Annotated in this window: 16 protein-coding genes; 6 read left to right on the top strand and 10 right to left on the bottom strand. The window is 58.1% G+C overall.

The features are described 5' to 3' along the window. Positions 1–198: 198 nt before the first annotated feature. Genes AAD018_RS04490 through AAD018_RS04500 form a run of 3 tightly spaced genes read right to left on the bottom strand, consistent with a single transcriptional unit; the run spans position 199 to position 3,456 of the window. Complete coding sequence (locus tag AAD018_RS04490; RefSeq protein WP_367313319.1) at positions 199–582, bottom strand: hypothetical protein; 384 nt, start codon at positions 580–582, stop codon at positions 199–201. Further along, positions 579–1,517 (bottom strand): hypothetical protein, encoded by a 939-nt coding sequence (locus AAD018_RS04495; protein ID WP_367313318.1) that lies wholly within the window; start codon positions 1,515–1,517, stop codon positions 579–581. The genes AAD018_RS04490 and AAD018_RS04495 overlap by 4 nt, the downstream gene beginning before the upstream one ends. Next, entirely contained in the window at positions 1,489–3,456 is a 1,968-nt protein-coding gene (locus tag AAD018_RS04500; RefSeq protein WP_412005177.1) for a glycosyltransferase family 2 protein, read from the bottom strand. Before AAD018_RS04500 ends, AAD018_RS04495 begins: the two co-directional genes overlap by 29 nt. A gap of 649 nt (positions 3,457–4,105) precedes the next feature. On the opposite strand from AAD018_RS04500, the gene AAD018_RS04505 reads away from it, so the two are divergent. The 4 genes from AAD018_RS04505 (at position 4,106) to AAD018_RS04520 (ending at position 9,062) form a co-directional block, all read left to right on the top strand. Then, positions 4,106–5,131, top strand: coding sequence for a polysaccharide biosynthesis protein (locus tag AAD018_RS04505; RefSeq protein WP_367313316.1), 1,026 nt, complete (start codon positions 4,106–4,108; stop codon positions 5,129–5,131). A 19-nt stretch (positions 5,132–5,150) separates the two neighbouring features. After that, positions 5,151–6,302 (top strand): NAD-dependent epimerase/dehydratase family protein, encoded by a 1,152-nt coding sequence (locus tag AAD018_RS04510; protein WP_367313315.1) that lies wholly within the window; start codon positions 5,151–5,153, stop codon positions 6,300–6,302. 82 nt (positions 6,303–6,384) lie between these two features. After that, positions 6,385–6,924: an RNA polymerase sigma factor gene (locus tag AAD018_RS04515; RefSeq protein WP_367313314.1), complete on the top strand. Its 540-nt coding sequence runs from the start codon at positions 6,385–6,387 to the stop codon at positions 6,922–6,924. Continuing rightward, positions 6,921–9,062, top strand: a complete 2,142-nt coding sequence (locus AAD018_RS04520; RefSeq protein WP_367313313.1) for a vWA domain-containing protein — start codon at positions 6,921–6,923, stop codon at positions 9,060–9,062. The genes AAD018_RS04515 and AAD018_RS04520 overlap by 4 nt, the downstream gene beginning before the upstream one ends. Here the strand turns inward: AAD018_RS04520 and AAD018_RS04525 are convergent. From AAD018_RS04525 to AAD018_RS04545, 5 genes are all read right to left on the bottom strand, one after another. Then, positions 9,059–10,081 carry an oligopeptide/dipeptide ABC transporter ATP-binding protein gene (locus AAD018_RS04525; protein WP_367313312.1) on the bottom strand — a complete coding sequence of 341 codons (1,023 nt, stop codon included), beginning with the start codon at positions 10,079–10,081 and terminating at the stop codon, positions 9,059–9,061. The two genes, AAD018_RS04520 and AAD018_RS04525, sit on opposite strands and share 4 nt — an antisense overlap. Further along, entirely contained in the window at positions 10,078–11,046 is a 969-nt protein-coding gene (locus tag AAD018_RS04530; RefSeq protein ID WP_367313311.1) for an oligopeptide/dipeptide ABC transporter ATP-binding protein, read from the bottom strand. The genes AAD018_RS04525 and AAD018_RS04530 overlap by 4 nt, the downstream gene beginning before the upstream one ends. 3 nt (positions 11,047–11,049) lie before the next feature. Next, positions 11,050–11,958, bottom strand: coding sequence for an ABC transporter permease subunit (locus AAD018_RS04535; protein WP_367313310.1), 909 nt, complete (start codon positions 11,956–11,958; stop codon positions 11,050–11,052). 10 nt (positions 11,959–11,968) lie between these two features. Then, entirely contained in the window at positions 11,969–12,892 is a 924-nt protein-coding gene (oppB, locus tag AAD018_RS04540; RefSeq protein WP_367313309.1) for an oligopeptide ABC transporter permease OppB, read from the bottom strand. Positions 12,893–13,034: 142 nt separating this feature from the next. Next, positions 13,035–14,666 carry a peptide ABC transporter substrate-binding protein gene (locus tag AAD018_RS04545; RefSeq protein WP_367313308.1) on the bottom strand — a complete coding sequence of 544 codons (1,632 nt, stop codon included), beginning with the start codon at positions 14,664–14,666 and terminating at the stop codon, positions 13,035–13,037. A 367-nt stretch (positions 14,667–15,033) separates the two neighbouring features. Between AAD018_RS04545 and AAD018_RS04550 the strand changes: the two genes are divergently transcribed. Both AAD018_RS04550 and AAD018_RS04555 read left to right on the top strand, forming a co-directional pair. Then, entirely contained in the window at positions 15,034–16,260 is a 1,227-nt protein-coding gene (locus tag AAD018_RS04550) for a glycerate kinase type-2 family protein (RefSeq protein ID WP_367313307.1), read from the top strand. Between the two features lie 67 nt (positions 16,261–16,327). Beyond that, complete coding sequence (locus AAD018_RS04555; RefSeq protein ID WP_367313306.1) at positions 16,328–17,509, top strand: pyridoxal-phosphate-dependent aminotransferase family protein; 1,182 nt, start codon at positions 16,328–16,330, stop codon at positions 17,507–17,509. Here the strand turns inward: AAD018_RS04555 and AAD018_RS04560 are convergent. Further along, complete coding sequence (locus AAD018_RS04560; RefSeq protein WP_367313305.1) at positions 17,506–17,682, bottom strand: hypothetical protein; 177 nt, start codon at positions 17,680–17,682, stop codon at positions 17,506–17,508. The genes AAD018_RS04555 and AAD018_RS04560 overlap by 4 nt on opposite strands. Positions 17,683–17,801: 119 nt before the next feature. Further along, positions 17,802–20,906, bottom strand: coding sequence for a valine--tRNA ligase (locus AAD018_RS04565; RefSeq protein WP_367313304.1), 3,105 nt, complete (start codon positions 20,904–20,906; stop codon positions 17,802–17,804). Positions 20,907–20,908: the final 2 nt, after the last annotated feature.

Genomic DNA, 20,908 nt, shown 5'->3' on the forward strand with positions numbered 1-20,908 from the left:
GTGCTATTGGCAGATAAATAAAACATACTGATTATCGCCTCATATTATCGTGACTTTCCTCTTATTAGAGAAGTTGGAGTGAGCCGCCTTAGACTGATATTCCGACAAGTAGTATTGAATATACACGATATAAGGCCTGCACCGATCTTCGTACAGCGCCTCTGCATACTATAGCGAGTAGATCGATATATGGAGTTGCTATGGATTTCTTTGTAGTAGGTGTTTAAGGAGTTTCGCTGGCGCTTGAACGAGATTAACCAGGAAATTCCCTACTTTCCATCGTGTAGATGACTTGATAACACTTCTAGTATACTCGGCTGCGTGTTGAGCATCGATGGAACTATTATTTGATTTTCTTTCTAGTTTCAAGGTGCGACTGGTTATTCTTTTAAGTTCTTCAATTGTTCTCCGTTGGTCAATATTAGTCGCCTTAAGCTCGTCATTTCTAATTGCTAACTTATCTCGCTCTTTCATTAGGGTTGAGTAGAGCTTTTCAAGCGGTTCGTTGCTCTTATTCAAAGCGTTGGAGTCGCCGGGGGCGGCCACTTGATTGTTGGGTCGGTCATCAAGCTCATAACTCATATCTGGCTCCCATACTCGTTGTGGCTGGTCGGTCCCTTGGGGCTAAGAAGGCGAAGATAATTTCTGCGGGCAAGAAAGTTCTTCCTACTAGTTTGCCAGTTAGCAGGGGTTCTTCCTGTCCCAAGAGCAGATATCAAAGCTTGGCTTAGATTCAGATCCGAATAGATCTCAGACATCGGGCGACCGTTCTTCTGTAGGGCCTTGGTGGCAATGTCGCGATAGACCGAGAATGACCAATCCAGTTTTCGCGCTTCATAGGTATGGTAGGTCACTTCTTTCTTCATATCTTGCATCAAGCCATCTGGTCGTAAGGGAATCAGCCAGTCCTTTGGTCGGCTTGGTGACCAAATTGGCAACCCTCGCTGCCTTGCAAGAGAACTAAAGATTAAATCGACTTGCACGTCAGGCTGAAAATCTGAAAAATTAGTATTGAGCGTCGACTGATGAAAAGCAAAAGTTCCGCTGCCAGCGAGATTTACGAGTTCGGCTCTTAAAAGAGAGTCGCGTGCGGCGAAAACGTGAGTTCGATCGAAATACCATTCTAGCTCTGGTGGTAAGATGCTACCGTGAACCGCTACACAACAATTATTCTTACAGATTTTAAAGATGAATTTGATTTTTGAAACGTAGTTAGAGGGATATATGAAGTCATCATCTATAGTGAAAACAAGGCAGTTCGATAGTAGGTTTAGCGGATAAACCTTCCCATTCGCCGAGATATTCCCTTCATGTTCGGCCCCATTAAGTATCGTGACGTTTTTCAAAGAGGTAAGATCTGGAAACCCGTCAAGCGTCTCGTTCACATATATAAATAGATGGTCCAGCTGCCCTGAAATAGAGCGGGCAGAGCGTTCGAGAACGTCAAACCTATCAGGATAGGTTGCCATACAGGCAACTATTGAATCTTTAATTGTCGTAAGCATCTGAGTGCGCATTCAAAACTGCGTGGATATTGTTCGGACCTATATATGATAAGCGCCTGGGGCTATTCTGTAGATCCGGCATTTTCCAGGTATGAAAACTCTCATCCGCGTTTCGAAAGACGGTTAGGGAGCTGCTATCGTAGCTAACAACACGGTAACCCTCCTGGTGAGCAGACTCGACCCAAATAGAGTCCGCTGCATTTCTAAACCGATCCGAGAATTCTATCAATGGTACATCTGCTCGACCTGACAAGGTCGCTCCAGACAGATAGTTTCCAGCGCGGGCCAGTCGAAAGCAACGTCTGGTTAAAAAATCGCGTGCTCGAGACTCGTTTGCGCCGTCAAAGTAGAAGTATACAGCTTGTCGTCCAAGGCAGTCTGCCTGCGTCGCGCGAAAATATGCTTGTAGGTCTTCAAGGTAAGTATCGACATAGAAGTCATCGTCATCCATTTTTGTCCAATACTTTCCATTTGAGCTTGCGACCCCAGCATTCAAACATTGACCAACAGTACAGTTAGGAGGTAAGCGAAAAACGCTCTCATTTTCCGCGAGTGCGGGGAGGCTTTCGGGTTCGGTGCTCATATTGAGCACTACGATCAGTTCCTTCTTTCGAGCTGTCTGATTTCGAAATGCGTCGATGCATGAGGCAACAAGCTGCGGTCTCTTGGAAACGATTATTGCGGTAATGAGAGGTTCGTCGTAATCTGGATCCAGCGGATCCTTGCCAAAAATAGCAGTGCGATCATCACTCTTCCAGGTATAATCCTCACACACCTTTCGAAAGAGAAAGCGCCAACGATGCTCCCAGTACCACTGTATCCTATAAAGACGCTGAAGCTCTTGTAACTCAGACGCGGCCCAAACCCTATCGATCGCGTCAACAATTGGATATCTTAGCTCTGTCTCGCCGAAAATAACTGGAATGCTACCAGATGCGATCGCATCAAGTAGGAGGGCGAGAAGTTGCTCTTTCGACCGCAACGATGATCCTGGTATTAGAACAAGACGACTTTCCTGTATCAGTTTTGTCATGCGGGAATGGAATAAAGCCCGTTCTGCCTCAAATGTAATCCCAGGCAACCTTTCTCTCAGTGAGCGGGCGACGAAATCGTAATGATACTCAGTAAAGAGGGTTCCATAGGACGTCTGGGTTTGAAGAAATTCCGCAAACTCAGGATCGTTGAAGACATCTGATGCGACGGGAACAAGTAGCCTCGTATCGGGATCGGTACCGCACAAGGCGGCATTTGCACACGGTTCTGTCGCAGGCTTGATGAATCTAGATGTAACCTTCGAAAGGTCTGCCTTATCCCAATCTGACTCCATACCCTCGATTACGACAGATCCGACCTGCTCTGAAAGTTCTCTCCAAAGGTGAAACTCCCCGGATCCGACGGTTGCAAACAGGCAAGTAGGAAGATCAAACTCAGTGGCTTTCGAGAGGAGCTGCCTTCCCATTTCGGGAATTTCTCCTGACAGACTAGAGAGCTTATGACGCCACTCTCCGCAAAGTGGCTCCGTGGTTGTTTCGACAATGAGCCGATCAAATTCTCCAAACTTGAGCTGAGATTCGAACTCCGCTTCCCTGATAAGATGGAGATCGGCAAAGCACGAGAGTCGAGCATATGCTCGTTCAGATCCAATAAATCCGATAGAGATCTTCTTTCGAGCCTCTGCTCGAAGCCTTTCGCGTCGTTGGTCCGCATCGTCGATCTCCTGCTGGACCAACTTATCAAGCTTGCTCAGGACCGGGTCCCAACTTCCGCTTGGCTGAAACTGGTCCACTATGGCAGTCATCTGTTCGAGCGGGATCCGGGATATATCGTTGAAGCTATCTTCCGTCTCAAGGTAATGAGAGATCATCTCTCTAAATAGCTGTTCTCTGATCCTGCAGGCAGTTTTCAGGGAACTAATTATCTCGTTGCCCTGGCCAACCCAGTCGATCGACATGGCACAGCAGTCCAGAAGATCGATTTTATCCTGAGGCCAATCGACAAATATCTGCGCCGATACAACGTGGGGCGGCGGTATAAAGTACCGTGTAGACAAGCCGGCAGCGCGATGCAGATCAGATCCGTCGAACCCGGGCAGGACCTCGACTCTCAGCGAGTCGAGGTGAGGTATCTGAAGCTCTTCCCCGCAGCATTCGGGATGAATTACATCCCCCCTGGTATTGAAGAAAAGGATACTTGCGTCTGCGTAGTTTAGAACGAAATCTGAGTTTTGATCACGATCGATTAGCCGCAGACGGAGCTCGTAAGGGCGGCCCGGCGCGACGTCGAAAGTCCGATGAAGGCGTGGCTGCCCTACCTGTGCGACCGCTTGTCCCGCGTTGAGATCTGTTCTCTGGTCCATAACGTCCTCTATCGCGCAGGATTCACGCTTACAACCATACCGCCATACGAGACGTTATTTTGCGCAGAGATCATGCGCTACGAAAAAACCGAGGGCTGTCGAGCAAAGGTTCCATGGAAGGCTTTTGCTTCTTGCCGCGTCGAAGTAGAGGGTCACTATTGATTTCCAAAGCGGGGCGCATCCGGCACGGGTGCAAAGCAATATGGCCAATTTCGATACCTACTTTCAAAACAAGAGAATCATCGTGACGGGAGGTGTCGGCTCCGTCGGGCGAGAGGTTGTTCGGCAGCTTCTGCGGCTCGATGTGGCGCTGGTTCGCGTCGTCGACAACAACGAGAGTGGGCTTTTCGACATGGAAGGGCTCTATGACGGCGAGCCGCGGGTCGAGTTTTTCCATTGCGACATTTGTGACGAGCGCGAGATGCAGCGAACATTCTCGAACATGGATCTGTGCTTTCATGCGGCGGCGTTAAAACATGTACCCTCCTGCGAGCGCAGTCCGTTTTCGGCGATCAACGTCAACATTCTGGGCTGCGAGATCGTTGGGCGCGTGGCGCTGGCGAACGGGCTGGAGAAGGTGATCTTCACCTCCTCGGATAAGGCCGTGAATCCGACCAATGTGATGGGCACGTCCAAGCTGATGGGCGAGCGGCTTTTCACGGCGATGAACTTCCTGCGCAACTCCGAAAGCCGGACATCCTTTGCCTGTACGCGGTTTGGGAACGTTCTGGGCTCGCGTGGGTCTGTCGTTCCGCTTTTCAGCCACCAGATCGAGGCGGGCGGGCCTGTGACTGTGACGGACGAACGCATGACACGGTTCGTCATGACGATGGAGCAATCGGCCGATCTCGTGATCGAGAGCATGGCGCTCGCAAAGGGTGGAGAGGTCTTCATCACCAAGATGCCAGTGCTGAAGATCACTGATCTGGCTCAGTCGATGATAGATCTGTTGGCTCCGATCACGGATCAGAATCCAAGTGATATCAAGATCAAGTTCACTCAGCCGCGGCCCGGGGAGAAGCTTTGGGAGGAACTGAGCACTGACGAAGAGAGTGGGCGGCTTCTCGAAGGGGAGAAGTTTCTGATCGTGCTTCCGGCCGGTCACACGCAGGAGCAGCGCAAGCAGTATGTCTATGAGGACATGCAGCTTGAAGCCTCTGACAAGGTCTATCATTCAGACCGGGAGGCCCCGATGGGCCGCGATGAGATCCGCGATCTGCTGGGCGAGCCCGATGTCCTTCCCTCTCATCTCAGAGCGTCCCTGACATAGCTTTCTGAAAGGAAATCCCTTGCGCGTACTTATCCTAGGCGGAGACGGCTATATCGGCTGGCCGACGGCGATGAAACTGTCGGCAGCAGGCCACGAGGTTCTGGTCACCGACAACTACATGCGGCGCAATCTGATGCGCGAGACCGACAGCGAGGCGCTTTTCGAGGTGCCTAACCTGCATGAGCGGGCGCGGATCTGGGAGGAGAGTTCGGGCAAGACGGTCGGGGTCGAGATCGGCGACCTGGATAACTGGGATTTCATCTCAAGCGTGTTCGAGGAATTCAAGCCCGAGACGATCATCCACTACGCCGAGCAACCCTCGGCCCCCTATTCGATGATCGACCGGCGGGCGGCGGATCTGACCTTGCGCAACAATCTGGGCGTCACGTTCAACGTCATTCAGGCGATGAATGCCTACACCCCCGATGCGCACTTGGTGAAGCTGGGGACGATGGGCGAGTACGGCACGCCCAATATCGATATCGAGGAAGGCTGGATCGAGATTGATCACAAAGGACGCAAGGACAAGTTCCTGTTCCCGCGCGCGGCCGGATCGCTTTATCACACGACCAAGGTGCTCGATACGGATCTGCTGTGGTTTTACGTGCGGGTCTGGGGGCTTCGGGTCACGGATCTGATGCAGGGGCCGGTTTATGGGCTGGCCACGAATGAGAGCGGCGAGGATGCGCGGCTTTACTCGTTCCTGAATTATGACGAGATCTTTGGCACCGTGCTGAACCGGTTCATGGTGCAGGCGGTGGCGGGCTATCCTCTGACGGTCTACGGCAAGGGCGGGCAGACGCGGGGCTATCTGCATCTGCGCGATGCGCTGCAATGCGTTCAACTGGCCGTGGAGACGCCCGCCGACCCGGGCGAGCTGCGGATCTTCAACCAGTTCGTGGAGACGTTCAGCGTCAACGATCTGGCGGAGCGGGTTCAGGCCTCGGGTCAGCGGCTGGGCTATGACGTCAAGATCGAGAACCTGCCCAATCCCCGCAAGGAGATGGAAGAGCACCATTACAACCCCACGCATACGGGCCTTCTGGATCTGGGGCTGGAGCCGAATTTCCTGGATGAGGCCGAGATGGATGCGATGGTGTCGCTGATCGCGCGCTACAATGACAACATCGTCACGGGCCGGATTTTCCGCGGTGTGAAGTGGAAGAAGTAAGCCGCTAGTTCTGACGGGATAAAAAAAGCGGGGGCCGTCCCAAGGATCGGCGTCCCGCGCGCGTCAAACGGATGTGATGCGAATGGAAACCGCTGACGAGGATTTGGCCTGCGCCGCGGGTTTGGGGGATCGCGACGCGTTCGCGCTGCTGCTTGAGCGGCATTACGATATGATCTTCGGGCTGATCCTGCGTCTGACCGGGCATCGTTACGTGGCCGAAGATCTGGCGCAGGATATCTGCATCGGTCTGGCCGGAAAGCTCTCGGGATTCGAGAAGCGGGCGCGGTTTCGCACCTGGCTCTACCGGGTCGTCGTCAATGCGGTGCATGACTGGCGCAGGCGCGAGACGAGCCGGGCCAAGGCGAGCGCGGGGTGGGGCGACTGGGAAATCGCCCGACAGGCCGAGATGTCGGACGCGGAGGCCAGCAAGGCCTGGCTGGCCGAGACGATGTCGCAGCTGCCCGAGGATCTGCGCGATACGGTGGCCCTGATCCTTGGCGAGGAGATGACGCAAGCCGCGGCGGCGGAGGTTCTGGGGATATCGGAAGGCACGGTCGCCTGGCGGATGAGTGAAGTGAAACGGCGACTGCGGGCTGTGGCGGTCGCGGAGGATCTGGCATGAGTGACGATTTCGAGAAGCTCAAATCCGCGTTGCAGAGGACCTCTGACAAGCCGGGGACCGAGGCCAAAGGCGCTGCGATGCGTCTAGCGATGGAAGAATTCGACCGGCTCCAAGAATCTCAGACCGAGGCGCGTCTCAACTCTGACCCTCCGCAAGGTGCGGCGGGACAGACAGGGATTTGGCACATGGTTTCGAATTTTCTCTCTTCGCGCGCGGCGTTGGCCGCGACCGGATCTATTGCAGCGCTGACCGTCGGCGTGGTCGTGGTGACGCCTTTGATGAACGATCGGTCCTTAACCGGCTCGGACAGGCTGACGGGGGAGGTCGAATTGACGCCGTCGGTGGCTGCGACAGAGAGCGCGCCGGTCGCGCCGGAGGTTTCTCCGTCCGCCGTACCCGAGCCGCCAATGCCGCCGGTGCCTACTCCGATGGTGACACCTGGCGAAGATCCGGCGCCGGAGGCGGATCAGGAGGTGCTGCACAGTGTTGCTCCGCGAGCGATCGCCCCTCAGTCGGCGCCACCTGCATTGAGCACCGAGCCAGTTCTGGAGGAGACGGAAAACTTCGCGCTGTCTGCAGAGCCGTCCGGACAATCGCGGCGGGACCTCATTGCGCGGTCGCTTGAGCGGGACGCTACCGCGAGCGAGGGCATGACGGGACTGACTGTAAGGCCTGAGCGTATGCTTGAGGATATCGAGATCACGCAAAGGCACATTGGTCAGTCTGGCGATACCTTCCCGGAGTTCGAGCCGTCTGTGATGAAGACGGTTCTCGAGGCGCCTGTCTCCACCTTCTCGGTCGAGGTCGATACGGCGAGCTATGGGATTGTCCGGTCCTCGCTGATGGCGGGAGTTCTGCCGCCCGAGGGCGCGGTGCGGATTGAGGAGATTATCAACTATTTCCCCTATGACTATCCTGCTCCGAGTGTGGGCGAGGCGCCGTTCCGGCCGTCGGTGACGGTGCTGGAGACGCCGTGGAACGAGGGCACGCAGCTTGTCCATATCGGGCTTCAGGGGCAGATCCTGGAGGCCGATGCGCGCCCACCGCTGAACCTTGTCCTGCTGATCGACACATCGGGATCCATGGATCAGCCGAACAAGCTGCCGCTGCTCAAGCAGGCGTTGCCGTTGATGCTGGACCGGCTGCGGCCGGAGGACGAGATCGCGATCGTGGCCTATGCGGGCAATGCGGGTGTCGTGCTCGAGCCGACACGAGCCGAAGCGCGGGCACAGATCCTAACGGCGCTGGACGGGCTTCAGCCGCGCGGCGGCACGGCGGGGCAGGCCGGATTGGAGCAGGCCTATGCGCTGGCGGCGCAGATGTCTGAGGAGGGCGATGTCTCCCGGATCCTTTTGGCGACCGATGGCGATTTCAATGTCGGGCCGAGCGATCCGGGCGCGCTGGCGCGCTATGTCGGCGAGCGGCGCGGGGAGGGGACGTATCTGTCGGTGCTGGGCTTTGGCCGCGGCAATCTGGACGATGCGACGATGCAGGCGCTGGCGCAGAACGGAAACGGGACGGCGGCCTATATCGATACGGTGGCCGAAGCGCAGAAGGTGCTCGTCGAGCAACTGACGGGCGCTCTCTTTCCCATCGCGGATGATGTGAAGGTGCAGGTCGAGTTCAACCCGGCGGTCGTGCAGGAATACCGGCTGCTGGGCTATGAGACGCGCGGGCTGGCGCGGCAAGACTTCAACAACGACGCCGTCGATGCCGGAGAGATCGGGTCGGGTCATACGGTGACGGCGATCTACGAGGTGACGCCGGTGGGCAGCCCGGCTATCCGCAATGAGCCGCTGCGGTATGGTGCCGAAGAGAGCGCCGAGACGGTGGTGTCGGGGCCGCGGGATGAGCTGGGATATCTCAAGCTGCGCTACAAGGCGCCGGGCGCGGCGCAGAGCGCGCTGCTGGAGATGCCGATCCCGGCGGCACCGCAGGAGGCGAGCGAGGATGTGCGCTTTGCCGTTGCGATTGCCGGGTTCGGGCAGCTTCTGACGGAGGCGCGCTATCTCGGCGATTGGGGCTGGGAAGAGGCGATTGCGCTGGCGCAGGGCGCGCGGGGCGAGGATCCGTTCGGGTATCGCGCCGAGGCGGTCAGGCTGATGAGGATCGGGCAGAGCCTTTCCGACGCTCGCTAGGCAAGCTCGGTCTCGGCGGGCAGGATTTGATAGGGTTCCTGCTCGTCGTGATAGGGGCAGGCGACCACGTGCTGAGGGCGGATCTCGACCAGCGGGGGACGCTCTTCGGCGCAGGCGGGTCGGGCGATTGGGCAGCGCGTACGGAAGACGCAGCCTGAAGGCGGATCGAGGGGAGAAGGCAGCTCGCCCTCGAGCACGGGGCGGTGACGGGCCTTTTCGCGCACCGGATCGGGGATCGGCGCGGAGGCGATGAGGGCGCGGGTATAGGGATGATGGGGATCGCGGACGATGGCGCGGGCATCCGCACGCTCCATCTGGCGGCCCAGATACATCACTAGTGTGCGGTCCGAGATGTGCTTCACCACGCTGAGGTCATGGGCGATGAAGATCATCGACAGCCCCATCTCGCGCTGGATCCGTTTGAGCAGATTGACGACCTGCGCCTGCACGCTGACATCGAGGGCCGAGACAGGCTCGTCGCAGACGATGAGCCGGGGCGACAGGATCAGCGCGCGGGCGATACCGATCCGCTGGCACTGGCCGCCGGAAAATTCGTGCGGATAGCGGTTGAGCAGGTTGGGCAGAAGACCGACCCTCTCCATCATCTCGCCGACCTTGGTGCGGGCCTCTTTCTTCGACGTCTGCGGATAGTGGGTCAGGAGCGGCTCGGCGATGATCTCTCCCACCGGCATCCGGGGATTGAGCGCGGCGAGCGGATCCTGAAAGATCATCTGGGTCTCGCGCCGGTGGGCGCGCCGGTCGCGGGGCGACATCTTGGTCAGGTCTGTATCTTCCCAGATCACCTCTCCAGAGGCGGCGGGCACCGTTCCGATGATGGCGCGGGCCAGCGTGGATTTGCCCGAGCCGCTTTCGCCGACAATGCCCAATGTCTCGCCGGCCGCAAGATCGAAGGAGACGTCGGTGACGGCCTGCAGCTTGTTCGGTTTGGTCCAGGGCCAGGCGCCGCGGGGCATGACGTCGAAGGTGACGGAGAGGTTGCGAACGGACAGAAGGGTCATGCGGCGACCTCCGCGACATCGGCGTGGCATGCGCGGCGAAGCTGGCCTTCGAGGCGAAGCTCTGGCTGGGTTGTCGAACATCGGGGTTTGGAGAATCCGCAGCGCGGGCAGAACGGGCAGCCTGCGGGCAGGCGGGACATGTCGGGGGGCTCGCCCGGGATCGTCTCAAGCTCGTCCTGATCGATATCGAGGCGCGGGACGGCCTTGAGGAGGCCAAGCGTGTAGGGGTGAGTCGGTTTGGCGAAGAGATCGTCGGTTGGTCCCTGTTCCATGACCCGCCCGCCATAGAGCACGATCGTGCACTCACAGGCATCGGCGACGATGCCAAGGTCATGCGTGATGAGGATCATGGCGGTGCCGAACTCCTTCTGAATCTCTGCCAGTAGCGTCATGATCTGCGCCTGCACGGTCACATCGAGCGCTGTCGTCGGCTCGTCCGCGATCAGAAGGCGCGGGCGGCAGAGCAGAGAAATGGCAATCATGATGCGCTGGCGCATGCCGCCGGAAAACTCGTGCGGATACATGTTCAGCCGGCCAGCGGCGTCGGGGATGCGGACGGCGTCGAGCATCTGGACGCTTTCGGCCTCCGCCTGCTTACGGGAAATGCCCTTATGCAGGGTCAGCACCTCGCTCATTTGCGCGCCGATCTTCAGATAGGGATTGAGAGACGTCATCGGGTCTTGGAAAATCATCGCTATCTGTTCGGCCCGGATACGGTTGAGCTTGCGCTCGGGCAGGCCGAGGATCTCGGATCCATCGAGCTTGACCGATCCGGTGGCGCGTCCGTTCTTGGCCAGAAGGCCCATGACGGCAAAGGCGCTTTGGCTTTTGCCCGATCCGCTTTCGCCTACGATCGCGAGGGATTCCCCTTCATTGATCTTGAGCGATAGGCCATTGACCGCGTGGACGTCGCCATCTGCCGTGTCGAAGGTCACACCGAGATTGTCGATTTCAAGAAGCGTCATCGCTCAGCGATCCTTCGGGTCGAGGGCGTCGCGCAGACCGTCGCCGATGAAGAAAAGGGCAAAGAGCGTGACGACAAAAAAGGCGAGCGGGAAATAGAGCTTCCAGGGCGCCGTGCGCATGTGGTCGGTCCCGGAGTTGATGAGCGCGCCCCAGCTTGTGGCAGGTTCTTGCACGCCAAGACCAAGAAAGCTGATGAAACTTTCGAAGATGATCATCGAGGGCACGAGCAACGTGGCATAAACAATCACGACGCCCAGCAGGTTCGGGACGATATGGCGGGCGATGATGACCGGGGTCGTCACACCGGTGGCAATCGCGGCTTCGACGAACTCCTTATTCTTGATGCTCAGCGTCTGGCCCCGGACGATCCTAGCCATGTCGAGCCACGAGATCAGGCCGATGCCGACAAAGAGCATGAACATCGATCGGCCGAAGACGACGAGGAGAAGGATCAGAACGAACATGTAGGGGATCGACATCATGACATCGACAATCCGCATCATGATCTGATCGGTCTTCCCGCCGATATAGCCTGCAACCGCGCCATAGATCGTACCGACCACGACCGAGACAAGCGCCCCGATCACGCCGATCATCAGCGAGATACGCGTGCCCTGAACAGTGCGGGCGTAGATGTCGCGGCCCGTCTCATCGACGCCAAAGTAATGTCCGTTCTCAAAGGAGGGGCCGCCGATGGTTTCGAACTGGCCCAGCATGGACCAATCGATTTCTTCGTTGGACCATTGCGCAAAATACTGTCCGAACGCGGCGAAAAGGATGACGAAAATAAGGATCGGCATCGAGGCGAGCGCGGCCCGGTTGCGGAAAAAGCGGTTGCGCGCATCTTGCCAGAGCGAACGGCCTTTGAGTTCAGCCGCTGGCGTCTGAGGGTCAAGGTCGAGGGTCGTCATATACGTCTCCTCAATACCGAATTTTCGGGTCGATCCATGCGTAAAGCACGTCGACCAAAAGGTTGAACAGGATGGTGAGCGCTCCGACGAGGATCGTGATGCCCATGATCACCGAATAGTCGCGGGCGAGCGCGGAGTTGACGAAGAACTGCCCGATGCCCCCGGTCGAGAAGATCACGTCGATGACCACCGATCCGGTGATCATGCCCACGAAGGCGGGTCCAAGGTATGAGATAACCGGAAGGAGCGCGGGTTTCAGCGCATGCCGGAGGATCACCCGGCGCATGGGCAGGCCCTTGGCCTTGGCGGTGCGGATGAACCCGGCGTTCAGCACTTCAAGCATCGAAGAGCGGGTCAGACGGGCGATGGACGCCATGTAGGAGGTCGAAAGGGCGATAACCGGCATGATGATATACTGCGCCTGCCCACCGCGCCAACCGCCGCCCGGAAGCCAGTCCAGCCAGAGTGTGAAGATAAGCACCAGTATTGGGGCCATTACGAAATTTGGCAGGACCTGTGCGCCAATGGAGATGCCTACCGCCAGATAATCAAGCCAGGAGTTGTGGTAGATTGCTGCGGCGATCCCAAGCGAGCCTCCTACGAGGACGGCAACGATGAAGGCGTAGGTGCCATAGGTCAGGGTCACCGGGAAGCCCTGCGCGATCAAATCGTTCACGGTGCGGTTCGAAAAAGTGAAGGACGGGCCGAAGTCAAACTGAGTGACGACGTTCCAGATATAGATTCCCATCCGGTGGATCATCGGGCGGTCGAGCCCGTATTTTGCCTCGAGATTGGCGAGAACCTGAGGCGGCACGCCGCGCTCAGTGTCGAACGGGCTGCCGGGAGCGGCCTCCATCAGGATGAAGGAAAAGACGATCAACAGCAAAAGTGTTGGGATCGCGACGGCCAGTCGTCGCAGGATATAGGTCAGCATGTCGGGACCCGGCGGATGGACACGAGCGCGTGCGTTTGAAGGGGAAAGGGAGCGCGCAGAGTGTCGGGGAGGGGGCCTGCCTCAAGAACAGGCTGAAAGAGACACCCCGGCATGATGCCGGGGTGCGCGGAACGATGCCGGATCACTCTGCCGCGACGCGGTAGAAGTCCTTCACATACCAGTTGTTTTCGGCGTTGTTGTATGGCCAGCCCTTGATCGTGCTGTCGAGCAGGAAGGTGTTGGCATAGTGGTAGATCGGGATCATTCCCATGTTCGCCGCCAAAAGCTCTTCGATCTGGGCATAACCTGCATTCGGGTCGTCCGAGGTCAGAACGGTCTCAAGGATCGAGTCTATCTCGGGGTTGGAGTATTTACCGTCATTGTTCTCGTGGTCCGTCTTGAGGATCTTCACGAAGGTCGAGCCTTCGTTGTAATCCGCGCACCACCCTGAGCGGGCCAGATCGAAGTTACCAGCCTTGCGAAGATCGAGATAGGTCGACCACTCGTAGTTGGTAAGCGAGATATCGACACCGAGTTTCTGCTTCCACATCTGACTGATGACGGTCGCGATCTGCTTATGGCTTTCGGAGGTGTTATAGATCAGCTCGAATTCGAGAGGCTCGCCACCTTCGCCAAAGCCAGCCTCCTCAAGAAGCTGCTTGGCCTCCTCATCCCTCTCCGCCTGAGTCATGCTAGCATAATCGATCTCGGGCACTTCGAAGCCTGCGGTATTGGCGTGGATAAAGTTGTAGGCTGGAAGCTGGCCGCCTTGGAGGATCTGGTCCACGATCACGTCCCGATCTACCGCAAGGCTAAGCGCGCGGCGCACGTCAGGATTTTGTAGCGCGGGATGCGCGTCTTCACGTTGATTGAACTGATAATAGTAGGAGCAAAGGCGCGAGACAGAGGTCGCCTCGTCAGGGTATTGCTCCTCAAGGCGAGGGAACGATCCGGCTGGAAGCGGCTCGATCAAGTCGAACTCGTCGGCCTCCCAGCGGGTCAGAGCCTGGTTGACGTCATTGATGATAAAGCCGGTGATCTCTTCGATAATAACGCTATCTGCATCCCAGTATTCGGGGTTTTTCGCAGCGGACCAGAACTCGTTGAGGGCGATTTCGGATAGGATGTAAGGGCCGTTCGAGACCATATTCTCTGGATCGGTCCAACCATCGCCATGCTCTTCGACGGTCGCCTGATGAACGGGCATGAATGTCGCGTAGGTGATGATCGAAGGGAAGAAAGGAAGCGGCTGCGTCAGGTTCACTTCGATCGTGTAGTCGTCCACTGCGGTGGCGCCAAGCGTAGATGGCTCTGCTTCTCCAGCCAGGATCTCAGCCGCGTTTTCGATCGAGGACAGTTCGATGTACCACGCGTAGGGGGAGGCTGTCGCTGGATCGACAGCGCGCTGCCACGCATAGATGAAGTCGTTGGCTGTTACCGGATCACCGTTGGACCATTTGGCATCCTGGCGCAGCGTAAAGGTCCACTTGGTGTAGTCTTCATTCTCCCAGCTTTCCGCAACGCCGGGAATGATGTTGCCATCGGCATCTTGACTGACAAGTGCTTCAAAAAGCTGACGGATGGCGTGAAAGCCTGCGGTTTCTTCATTCAAAGCAGGATCGAGCGTCGGGAACTGATCGAGAAGGCGATAGCTGAACGTCTGGTTCTCAGCCAAGGGCTCACCGGTTTCGGGATGCTCGGTCAATTGCGCCCAAAGCGGGCCTGCCGCGACCATGAGCGATGTGGATAGGGCAAGAAGGGTTCTGCGTTTCATAAGATCGGATCTCCCGGTTGAGGCGGGGTTCGATATGTCCGAACCCTCGATTTATGGACGTTGTGTTAACATCTTTCGACCAGACGCCAGAATGTTCAAGCGCTATCGAAGGGTGACGTCGATGTCTCCCGTCTATGCCCGCCCTCTGAGCAAATCTGGAATAGTCGCCTTAAAACAAAGCATTACGAGATCTGTTCTGTATTCGTCTTGGTGGGTCAAGGCGCATGAGATTCCATCTTAAGATGATGATATAAGATCATCATTACCATCGATTTCTATGTGGTTTTCCGATACTTGCTTCGCCTTGTCAGTCCGGTCCTGACAATCAATGTTGATGGGAGCACCGTCGTTTGGGGGGAATTTTAGGATGTTCGGGACAAGCGCGTCGCAGTCCGATTTGCTACGCAGACTATTTGACAAAGCGGTTGCCGCTGCCGATCCGCATCATTGCCTACCCGCCCATTTGCCGGAGCGTCCGGAGGGCCGCGTCGTCGTTCTGGGCGCTGGCAAGGCTGGCGCGCGAATGGCGCAAGCGGTTGAGGCGTCTTGGGGGCCGTGCGAGGGATTGGTCATCGTTCCGCATGGGGCCGGACTTCCTACCAAAGGGATCGAATTGATCGAGGCAGCTCATCCAGTTCCGGATGCGGCGGGTCTGGCCGCGACGAAGCGGATCCTCGATCTGGCCGCGACGCTGGGACCAAATGACTTCGCTCTGTTCCTCATTTCCGGTGGAGGCTCATCGCTTCTATGCGCGCCGGCGAAGGACTGGACGCTGGCCGACAAGCAGGAACTTAATACAGCGCTTCTTGCCTCTGGTCTACCGATTGACCGGATGAACCGTCTGCGCAAATTGGCCTCGCGTATCAAAGGCGGACGGCTCGCACGAGCTGTTCATCCAGCGTCGCATCTGACCCTCGCCATCAGCGACGTGCCAGGGGACCACCCCGAGGCGATTGCTTCAGGACCGACTGTGGCAAGCCACTCTTGCGATCAAGATTTGATGGCGTTGGAAGGGCGTCTCCCTGAGATATTACTGGCAAAGTTGAGGAGAGCCGAGCCTCTACCAGATCCGACGCATGACTGTTTCCAACAGGACTATCGCCTGATTGCAACGCCAATGACATCCTTGTTAGCGGCCGCAGAGGTCGCCGAAGAAGCCGGATTGAAAGCGGTCATTTTGGGAGATGCGATCGAAGGTGAGGCACGAGAGGTTGGGCGGCAGATGGCGTTGGACGTGGCGGCTCGGATCAAAGCGGGAGAGGGTGGGGGGACCGTCCTGCTCTCTGGCGGGGAGACGACCGTCACGCTGGGCGCTGATCCCGGATGGGGCGGGCGGAACGTTGAGTTTCTGCTGTCTTTTGCCCTGCATGCGCCTTCCGTCGTCTCCGTTCTCGCGGCGGATACCGATGGAATCGACGGCATGGGGCCGCATGCCGGAGGTCTTTGGCTCTCAGAAGATACTGCATCAGAGAGCGAGATCGCAGATAGCCTGCAAGCCCATGATGCGGCGACATTTTTTGACCGAAGATCGCGACTTTTAACGACGGGTCCGACGCATACGAATGTGAACGATTTCCGGGCAATGCTTTTCTGAGCGGGAGATTGACCCGAGCCGGGAAGCGGATAGGAATGACGTCGATCTTTTGTCGAAGGAGCCTCCGATGAGCCTTGCACATGGCCGACCCTATCTTGCCATTCCCGGCCCATCGGTCATTCCCGACCGGGTGCTTCGAGCGATGCACAGGGCGGCTCCGAATATCTATACGGGTGAGTTGCATGATGTCACCCGGTCGCTCTTGCCGGATCTCAAACGGGTCGCGCGCACTGAAGGTGAGGTCGCGCTTTACATCTCGAACGGGCATGGCGTCTGGGAGGCCGCTTTGGCCAATGTCACCTCGCCTGGGGATGTCGTGCTGGTGCTGGCCACGGGGCGGTTCGCGCATGGCTGGTCGGCGATCGCCGCCAACCTGGGTCTCGAGGTTGAACTTTTGGAGTTCGGGCAAGAGCGGGATGTGGATCCTGAGCGGGTCGAGGAGGCGCTGCGCGTGGACAAGGAAGGGCGGATCAAGGCGGTTCTGTCGGTCTTTGTCGATACGTCAACTAGCGTCAAAAGTGACGTGGGTGCTGTTCGGCAAGCCATTGATGTGGCAGGACATTCGGCGCTTTTGATGTGCGATTGCATCGCGTCGCTAGCGTGCGACCGGTTCGAGATGGACGACTGGGGTGTCGATGTGACGGTGACTGGTTGCCAAAAGGGGCTGATGACGCCGCCGGGAATGGGGTTCGTCTTCTTCAACGAGAAGGCCGATGCCGCGCGGGAGACGGCGCAGAACGTGACGCATTACTGGGATTGGCGGCCCCGGACAGGGGGCGAGGAGTACTATCAGTATTTCGACGGTACGGCGCCGACTCACCATATTTACGGGCTGAGAGAAGCGCTTGATATGATCTTTGAGGAGGGGCTCGAGCAGGTCTGGCAGCGGCATGAACGACTGGCCGAAGCGGTCTGGGCGGCAGGAGAGGCCTGGGCTGTAGAAGGGCCTATGCATCTGAACGTAAAGGATAAGTCCGCCCGGTCTTGCGCTGTGACGAGTGTCGGGATTGGGGCGGAGAACGGGGACCGATTGCGCGAGTTCATGGAATTCGAGATGGGCGTGACGCTTGGGATCGGACTTGGGCGGGAGCCGGCGTCGGGCTGGTTCCGGATCGGGCATATGGGGCATGTGAACGCCCACATGGTGTTGGGCCTCTTGGGCTGCATTGAGACGGGATTGAGCGCGTTACAGATCCCTCATGGCAGCGGGGCGCTAGATGCGGCGTCGAGTGCCCTGGTGGGACACTAGATCTTGCGACTTATCAAGGCGATCATTTTGTTCAGGCCGAAGGCCGTGAGAAAGACCCAGAGATAGCCGACCGCCGCTGCGATCACGAAGAACGTCATGAACAGGATCAGCCCGGACATCGCCATAAAGGCGTTGGTGTAATCGGGGGCGGAGCCTATCGGGTGGTTTTGCATGGTGCGGATCTCGAACTGAACAGACTTTAGGATAGCCGAGATTTTGGCGCGAGCACCTTAATTTTTCGTCAGCAGGGCGTGCGGGACCGGATGGGGCTCCGGTCTGCGCAACGTTCGGTCTATTCGATCTCGTTCAGGCGGTCGCGGGCGTCTTGAAGCTTGGCTTGTTCCTCTTGCCTGGCGCGCAGGTTTTCCTGAGTTTCCTCAACGACTTCCGGCGGTGCGCTCTGGGCGAATTTGGGGTTCTTGAGCCGTCCTTCGAGGCCGCCGATTTCCTTGCCGAGTTTTTGAAGCGATTTGTCGAGGCGGGCCTTCTCAGCCTCCACGTCGATCAGGTCGGCGACAGGCATCGCGAAGGTCGCGCCGGGGGCTGCGACGGTGATCGCGCCTTTGGGCGGTGCCCCGTGGGTGAGGTCTTCGGTCTTGGCCAAGCGCTTGATCAGGCTTTGGTTTTTCTCCCAGGCGGAGGTCGCACGGTCGTCCTGCTGGACGCTGATGAGAGGCACATCGAGCTTGGCCGGAACGTTGAGTTGCGCGCGGGCCGAGCGGATGTTCTCGATCAGGGTGATGACCCATGACATCTCGGGGATGGCCGATTCGCCTGTGATCTCAATAGGTTGGGGCCAGTCGGTGGTCACGAGCATCTCGGGGCGGTCGCCGGTGGCAGCCCAGAGCTCTTCGGTGACGAACGGCATGAACGGGTGCAGCAGGATCAAGCAGGTGTCGAGGACCTGAGCCATAACCCTTTGGGTTTCCGTGCGTTTTTCGGCGTCGTCGCCTTGGAGGAGCGGTTTGGAGAACTCGATGTACCAATCACAAACGCGGCCCCAGACAAAGGTATACAAACCGTTAGCGGCATCGTTGAAGCGGTACTCCTTAAGGCACCGGTCGGTGTCTTCAATTATCTGCTTCAGCTCCTCGAGGATCCATTTGTTAACAGTTTCTGTCGGTGCGGTATCCGGTCGGTATCCTGTCGGTATCGCGTCGGTGGATTTTGCGACGCTAAACACTTCGTTCATCTCTGCGAATCGGAAGGCGTTCCAGATTTTGGTGGTGAAGTTGCGATAGCCTTCGATGCGTTTCTCATCGAGCTTGATCGTGCCGGTCTGCGTGGCGATGGCAGCCATGTTGAAGCGGACGGCATCGGCGCCATAGCGGTCGATCAGCTCGAGCGGGTCGACGACGTTGCCGATCGATTTCGACATCTTCTGACCTTTGGCATCGCGGACGAGGCCGTGGAGGTAGGCGGTATCGAAGGGGCGTTGCCCGACGACGGCATATTGCATCATCATCATCCGGGCGACCCAGAAGAAGAGGATGTCCTGACCGGTGACGAGGACGGAGGTGGGGAAGTATTTCTGGTAGGCGGGGTCCTCGGTATCCGGCCAGCCGAGCGTGCCGATGGGCCAGAGGCCGGAGGAGAACCAAGTGTCTAGGACGTCGGGGTCGCGGGAGATGACAATACGATTCGCTTCAACGAAGTCGGGAACGCCGATACCAGATGCTATAGGATTTGCCTCCTTCCGAACGCCATCCTCCGGGACGTACGCATCATCATCAATCGCTATAATATCGGGGCCATCCCCATAAAAATCTACGGCCAGTTGTCTGGCCCTCTCCTTAGACTCAGCGCAGAAAGTTTTGCGCTGAGAAAAATTCAGGGCAGCCATTCCGTCAGTTGTGAGACTCTTTCCATCGGCAACACTCGGTCCATACCAAACTGGGATCTGGTGGCCCCACCAGAGCTGGCGGGAGATGCACCAGGGCTCGATGTTTTCCAGCCAGTGGTAGTAGGTCTTCTCGCCACTTTCGGGGATGATCTTGACCTCTCCCGACCGGACGGCGTCGAGGGCGGGGCCGACGATCTTTTGCGTCTCGACGAACCATTGGTCGGTCAGCATGGGCTCGATCACGACCTTTGAGCGATCGCCGAAGGGCTGCATGATCGGTTTGGCCTCAATGAGCGGGACGAGTTGGTCGAGGCGCAGCTCTCCGCCTTCTTCGGGAGCGGGTGGTGCAGAGGTTTTGCCGAGGCGCGGATCCGTCGGCGGGACCATGACAGCAAGGCCTTCGGAGGTGATTTGCTCGACAACCCTGGCGCGGGCCTCAAAACGGTCCAGGCCGCGCAGATCGTCGGGGACGAGGTTGAGCGTGTCCGCTTCTGCTTCGGTGAAGTCCTCGCCATTTGCGATCTGCTGAGCACGGCTCGCGGCCTCGGCATAGGGGGCGCCGTCGGCGCGCATCCCGCCTTTAGTGTCCATCAGGCGGTACATCGGGATGCCGCCGCGTTTCGCGACCTCGTAGTCGTTGAAGTCATGGGCGCCGGTGATCTTGACGGCTCCGGATCCGAAATCGGGGTCGGGGTAGTCATCGGTGATGATGGGGATCAGGCGGCGGTGCTTCTTGGGGCCCACGGGGATCTCGCAGAGCTTGCCGACGATGGGGGCATAGCGCGGATCGTCCGGGTGGACCGCGACGGCGCCGTCGCCGAGCATCGTTTCGGGGCGGGTCGTGGCGATGGAGATGTAGTCGCGCGTCTCCTCGAAAAGGACCGCGCCGTCCTCGTCCTTTTCGGTATAGGTATAGGTCTGGCCGTCCGCGAGCGGGTATTTGAAGTGCCACATATGGCCCGGCACTTCCTTGTTTTCGACCTCGAGATCGGAGATCGCGGTTTCGAAATGCGGGTCCCAGTTGACGAGGCGTTTGCCGCGATAGATCAGGCCCTTTTCGTACATGTCGACAAAGACGCGGATGACGGCGTCGTGGAAATTGTCGTCCATGGTGAAGGCTTCGCGGGTCCAGTCCATGGAGGCCCCGAGGCGCTTGTCCTGCTCGATGATGGTGCCGCCGGAGGTCTCCTTCCACTCCCAGACTTTTGCGATGAAGTCCTCGCGGCTCATGTCCTGGCGGCGGATGTTGTGGCTTTCCTTGAGCTGGCGTTCGACAACGAGCTGGGTCGCGATGCCCGCATGGTCGAGGCCCGGCTGCCAGAGCGTGTCGTCGCCGCGCATCCGGTGCCAGCGCGTCAGGATATCCATCAAGGTGTGGTTGAAGGCATGGCCCGCATGGAGAAAGCCGGTGACGTTAGGCGGGGGCAGAAGGATGCAGAACGGGTTGGCGCCGGGTTTGGCGTTGGCGCCGGCCTTGAAGGCGTCCGCCTCCTCCCATGCGGTCGAGATGCGGGGTTCGGCCTCAGCGGCGTTGAAGGTCTTTTCGAGCGGCATGT

Source organism: Aestuariibius insulae (genome assembly GCF_040783535.2).
GTDB classification, from domain to species: domain Bacteria; phylum Pseudomonadota; class Alphaproteobacteria; order Rhodobacterales; family Rhodobacteraceae; genus Aestuariibius; species Aestuariibius insulae.

What these genes read in the sequence shown, in the direction of transcription:
- AAD018_RS04490 (WP_367313319.1), bottom strand. Translation starts at nt 582, where the DNA reads ATGAGTTATGAGCTTGATGACCGACCCAACAATCAAGTGGCCGCCCCC.
- AAD018_RS04495 (WP_367313318.1), bottom strand. Translation starts at nt 1,517, where the DNA reads ATGCGCACTCAGATGCTTACGACAATTAAAGATTCAATAGTTGCCTGT.
- AAD018_RS04500 (WP_412005177.1), bottom strand. Translation starts at nt 3,456, where the DNA reads ATGTCGATCGACTGGGTTGGCCAGGGCAACGAGATAATTAGTTCCCTG.
- AAD018_RS04515 (WP_367313314.1), top strand. Translation starts at nt 6,385, where the DNA reads ATGGAAACCGCTGACGAGGATTTGGCCTGCGCCGCGGGTTTGGGGGAT.
- AAD018_RS04520 (WP_367313313.1), top strand. Translation starts at nt 6,921, where the DNA reads ATGAGTGACGATTTCGAGAAGCTCAAATCCGCGTTGCAGAGGACCTCT.
- AAD018_RS04525 (WP_367313312.1), bottom strand. Translation starts at nt 10,081, where the DNA reads ATGACCCTTCTGTCCGTTCGCAACCTCTCCGTCACCTTCGACGTCATG.
- AAD018_RS04530 (WP_367313311.1), bottom strand. Translation starts at nt 11,046, where the DNA reads ATGACGCTTCTTGAAATCGACAATCTCGGTGTGACCTTCGACACGGCA.
- AAD018_RS04535 (WP_367313310.1), bottom strand. Translation starts at nt 11,958, where the DNA reads ATGACGACCCTCGACCTTGACCCTCAGACGCCAGCGGCTGAACTCAAA.
- oppB (WP_367313309.1), bottom strand. Translation starts at nt 12,892, where the DNA reads ATGCTGACCTATATCCTGCGACGACTGGCCGTCGCGATCCCAACACTT.
- AAD018_RS04545 (WP_367313308.1), bottom strand. Translation starts at nt 14,666, where the DNA reads ATGAAACGCAGAACCCTTCTTGCCCTATCCACATCGCTCATGGTCGCG.
- AAD018_RS04550 (WP_367313307.1), top strand. Translation starts at nt 15,034, where the DNA reads ATGTTCGGGACAAGCGCGTCGCAGTCCGATTTGCTACGCAGACTATTT.
- AAD018_RS04555 (WP_367313306.1), top strand. Translation starts at nt 16,328, where the DNA reads ATGAGCCTTGCACATGGCCGACCCTATCTTGCCATTCCCGGCCCATCG.
- AAD018_RS04560 (WP_367313305.1), bottom strand. Translation starts at nt 17,682, where the DNA reads ATGCAAAACCACCCGATAGGCTCCGCCCCCGATTACACCAACGCCTTT.
- AAD018_RS04565 (WP_367313304.1), bottom strand. Translation starts at nt 20,906, where the DNA reads ATGCCGCTCGAAAAGACCTTCAACGCCGCTGAGGCCGAACCCCGCATC.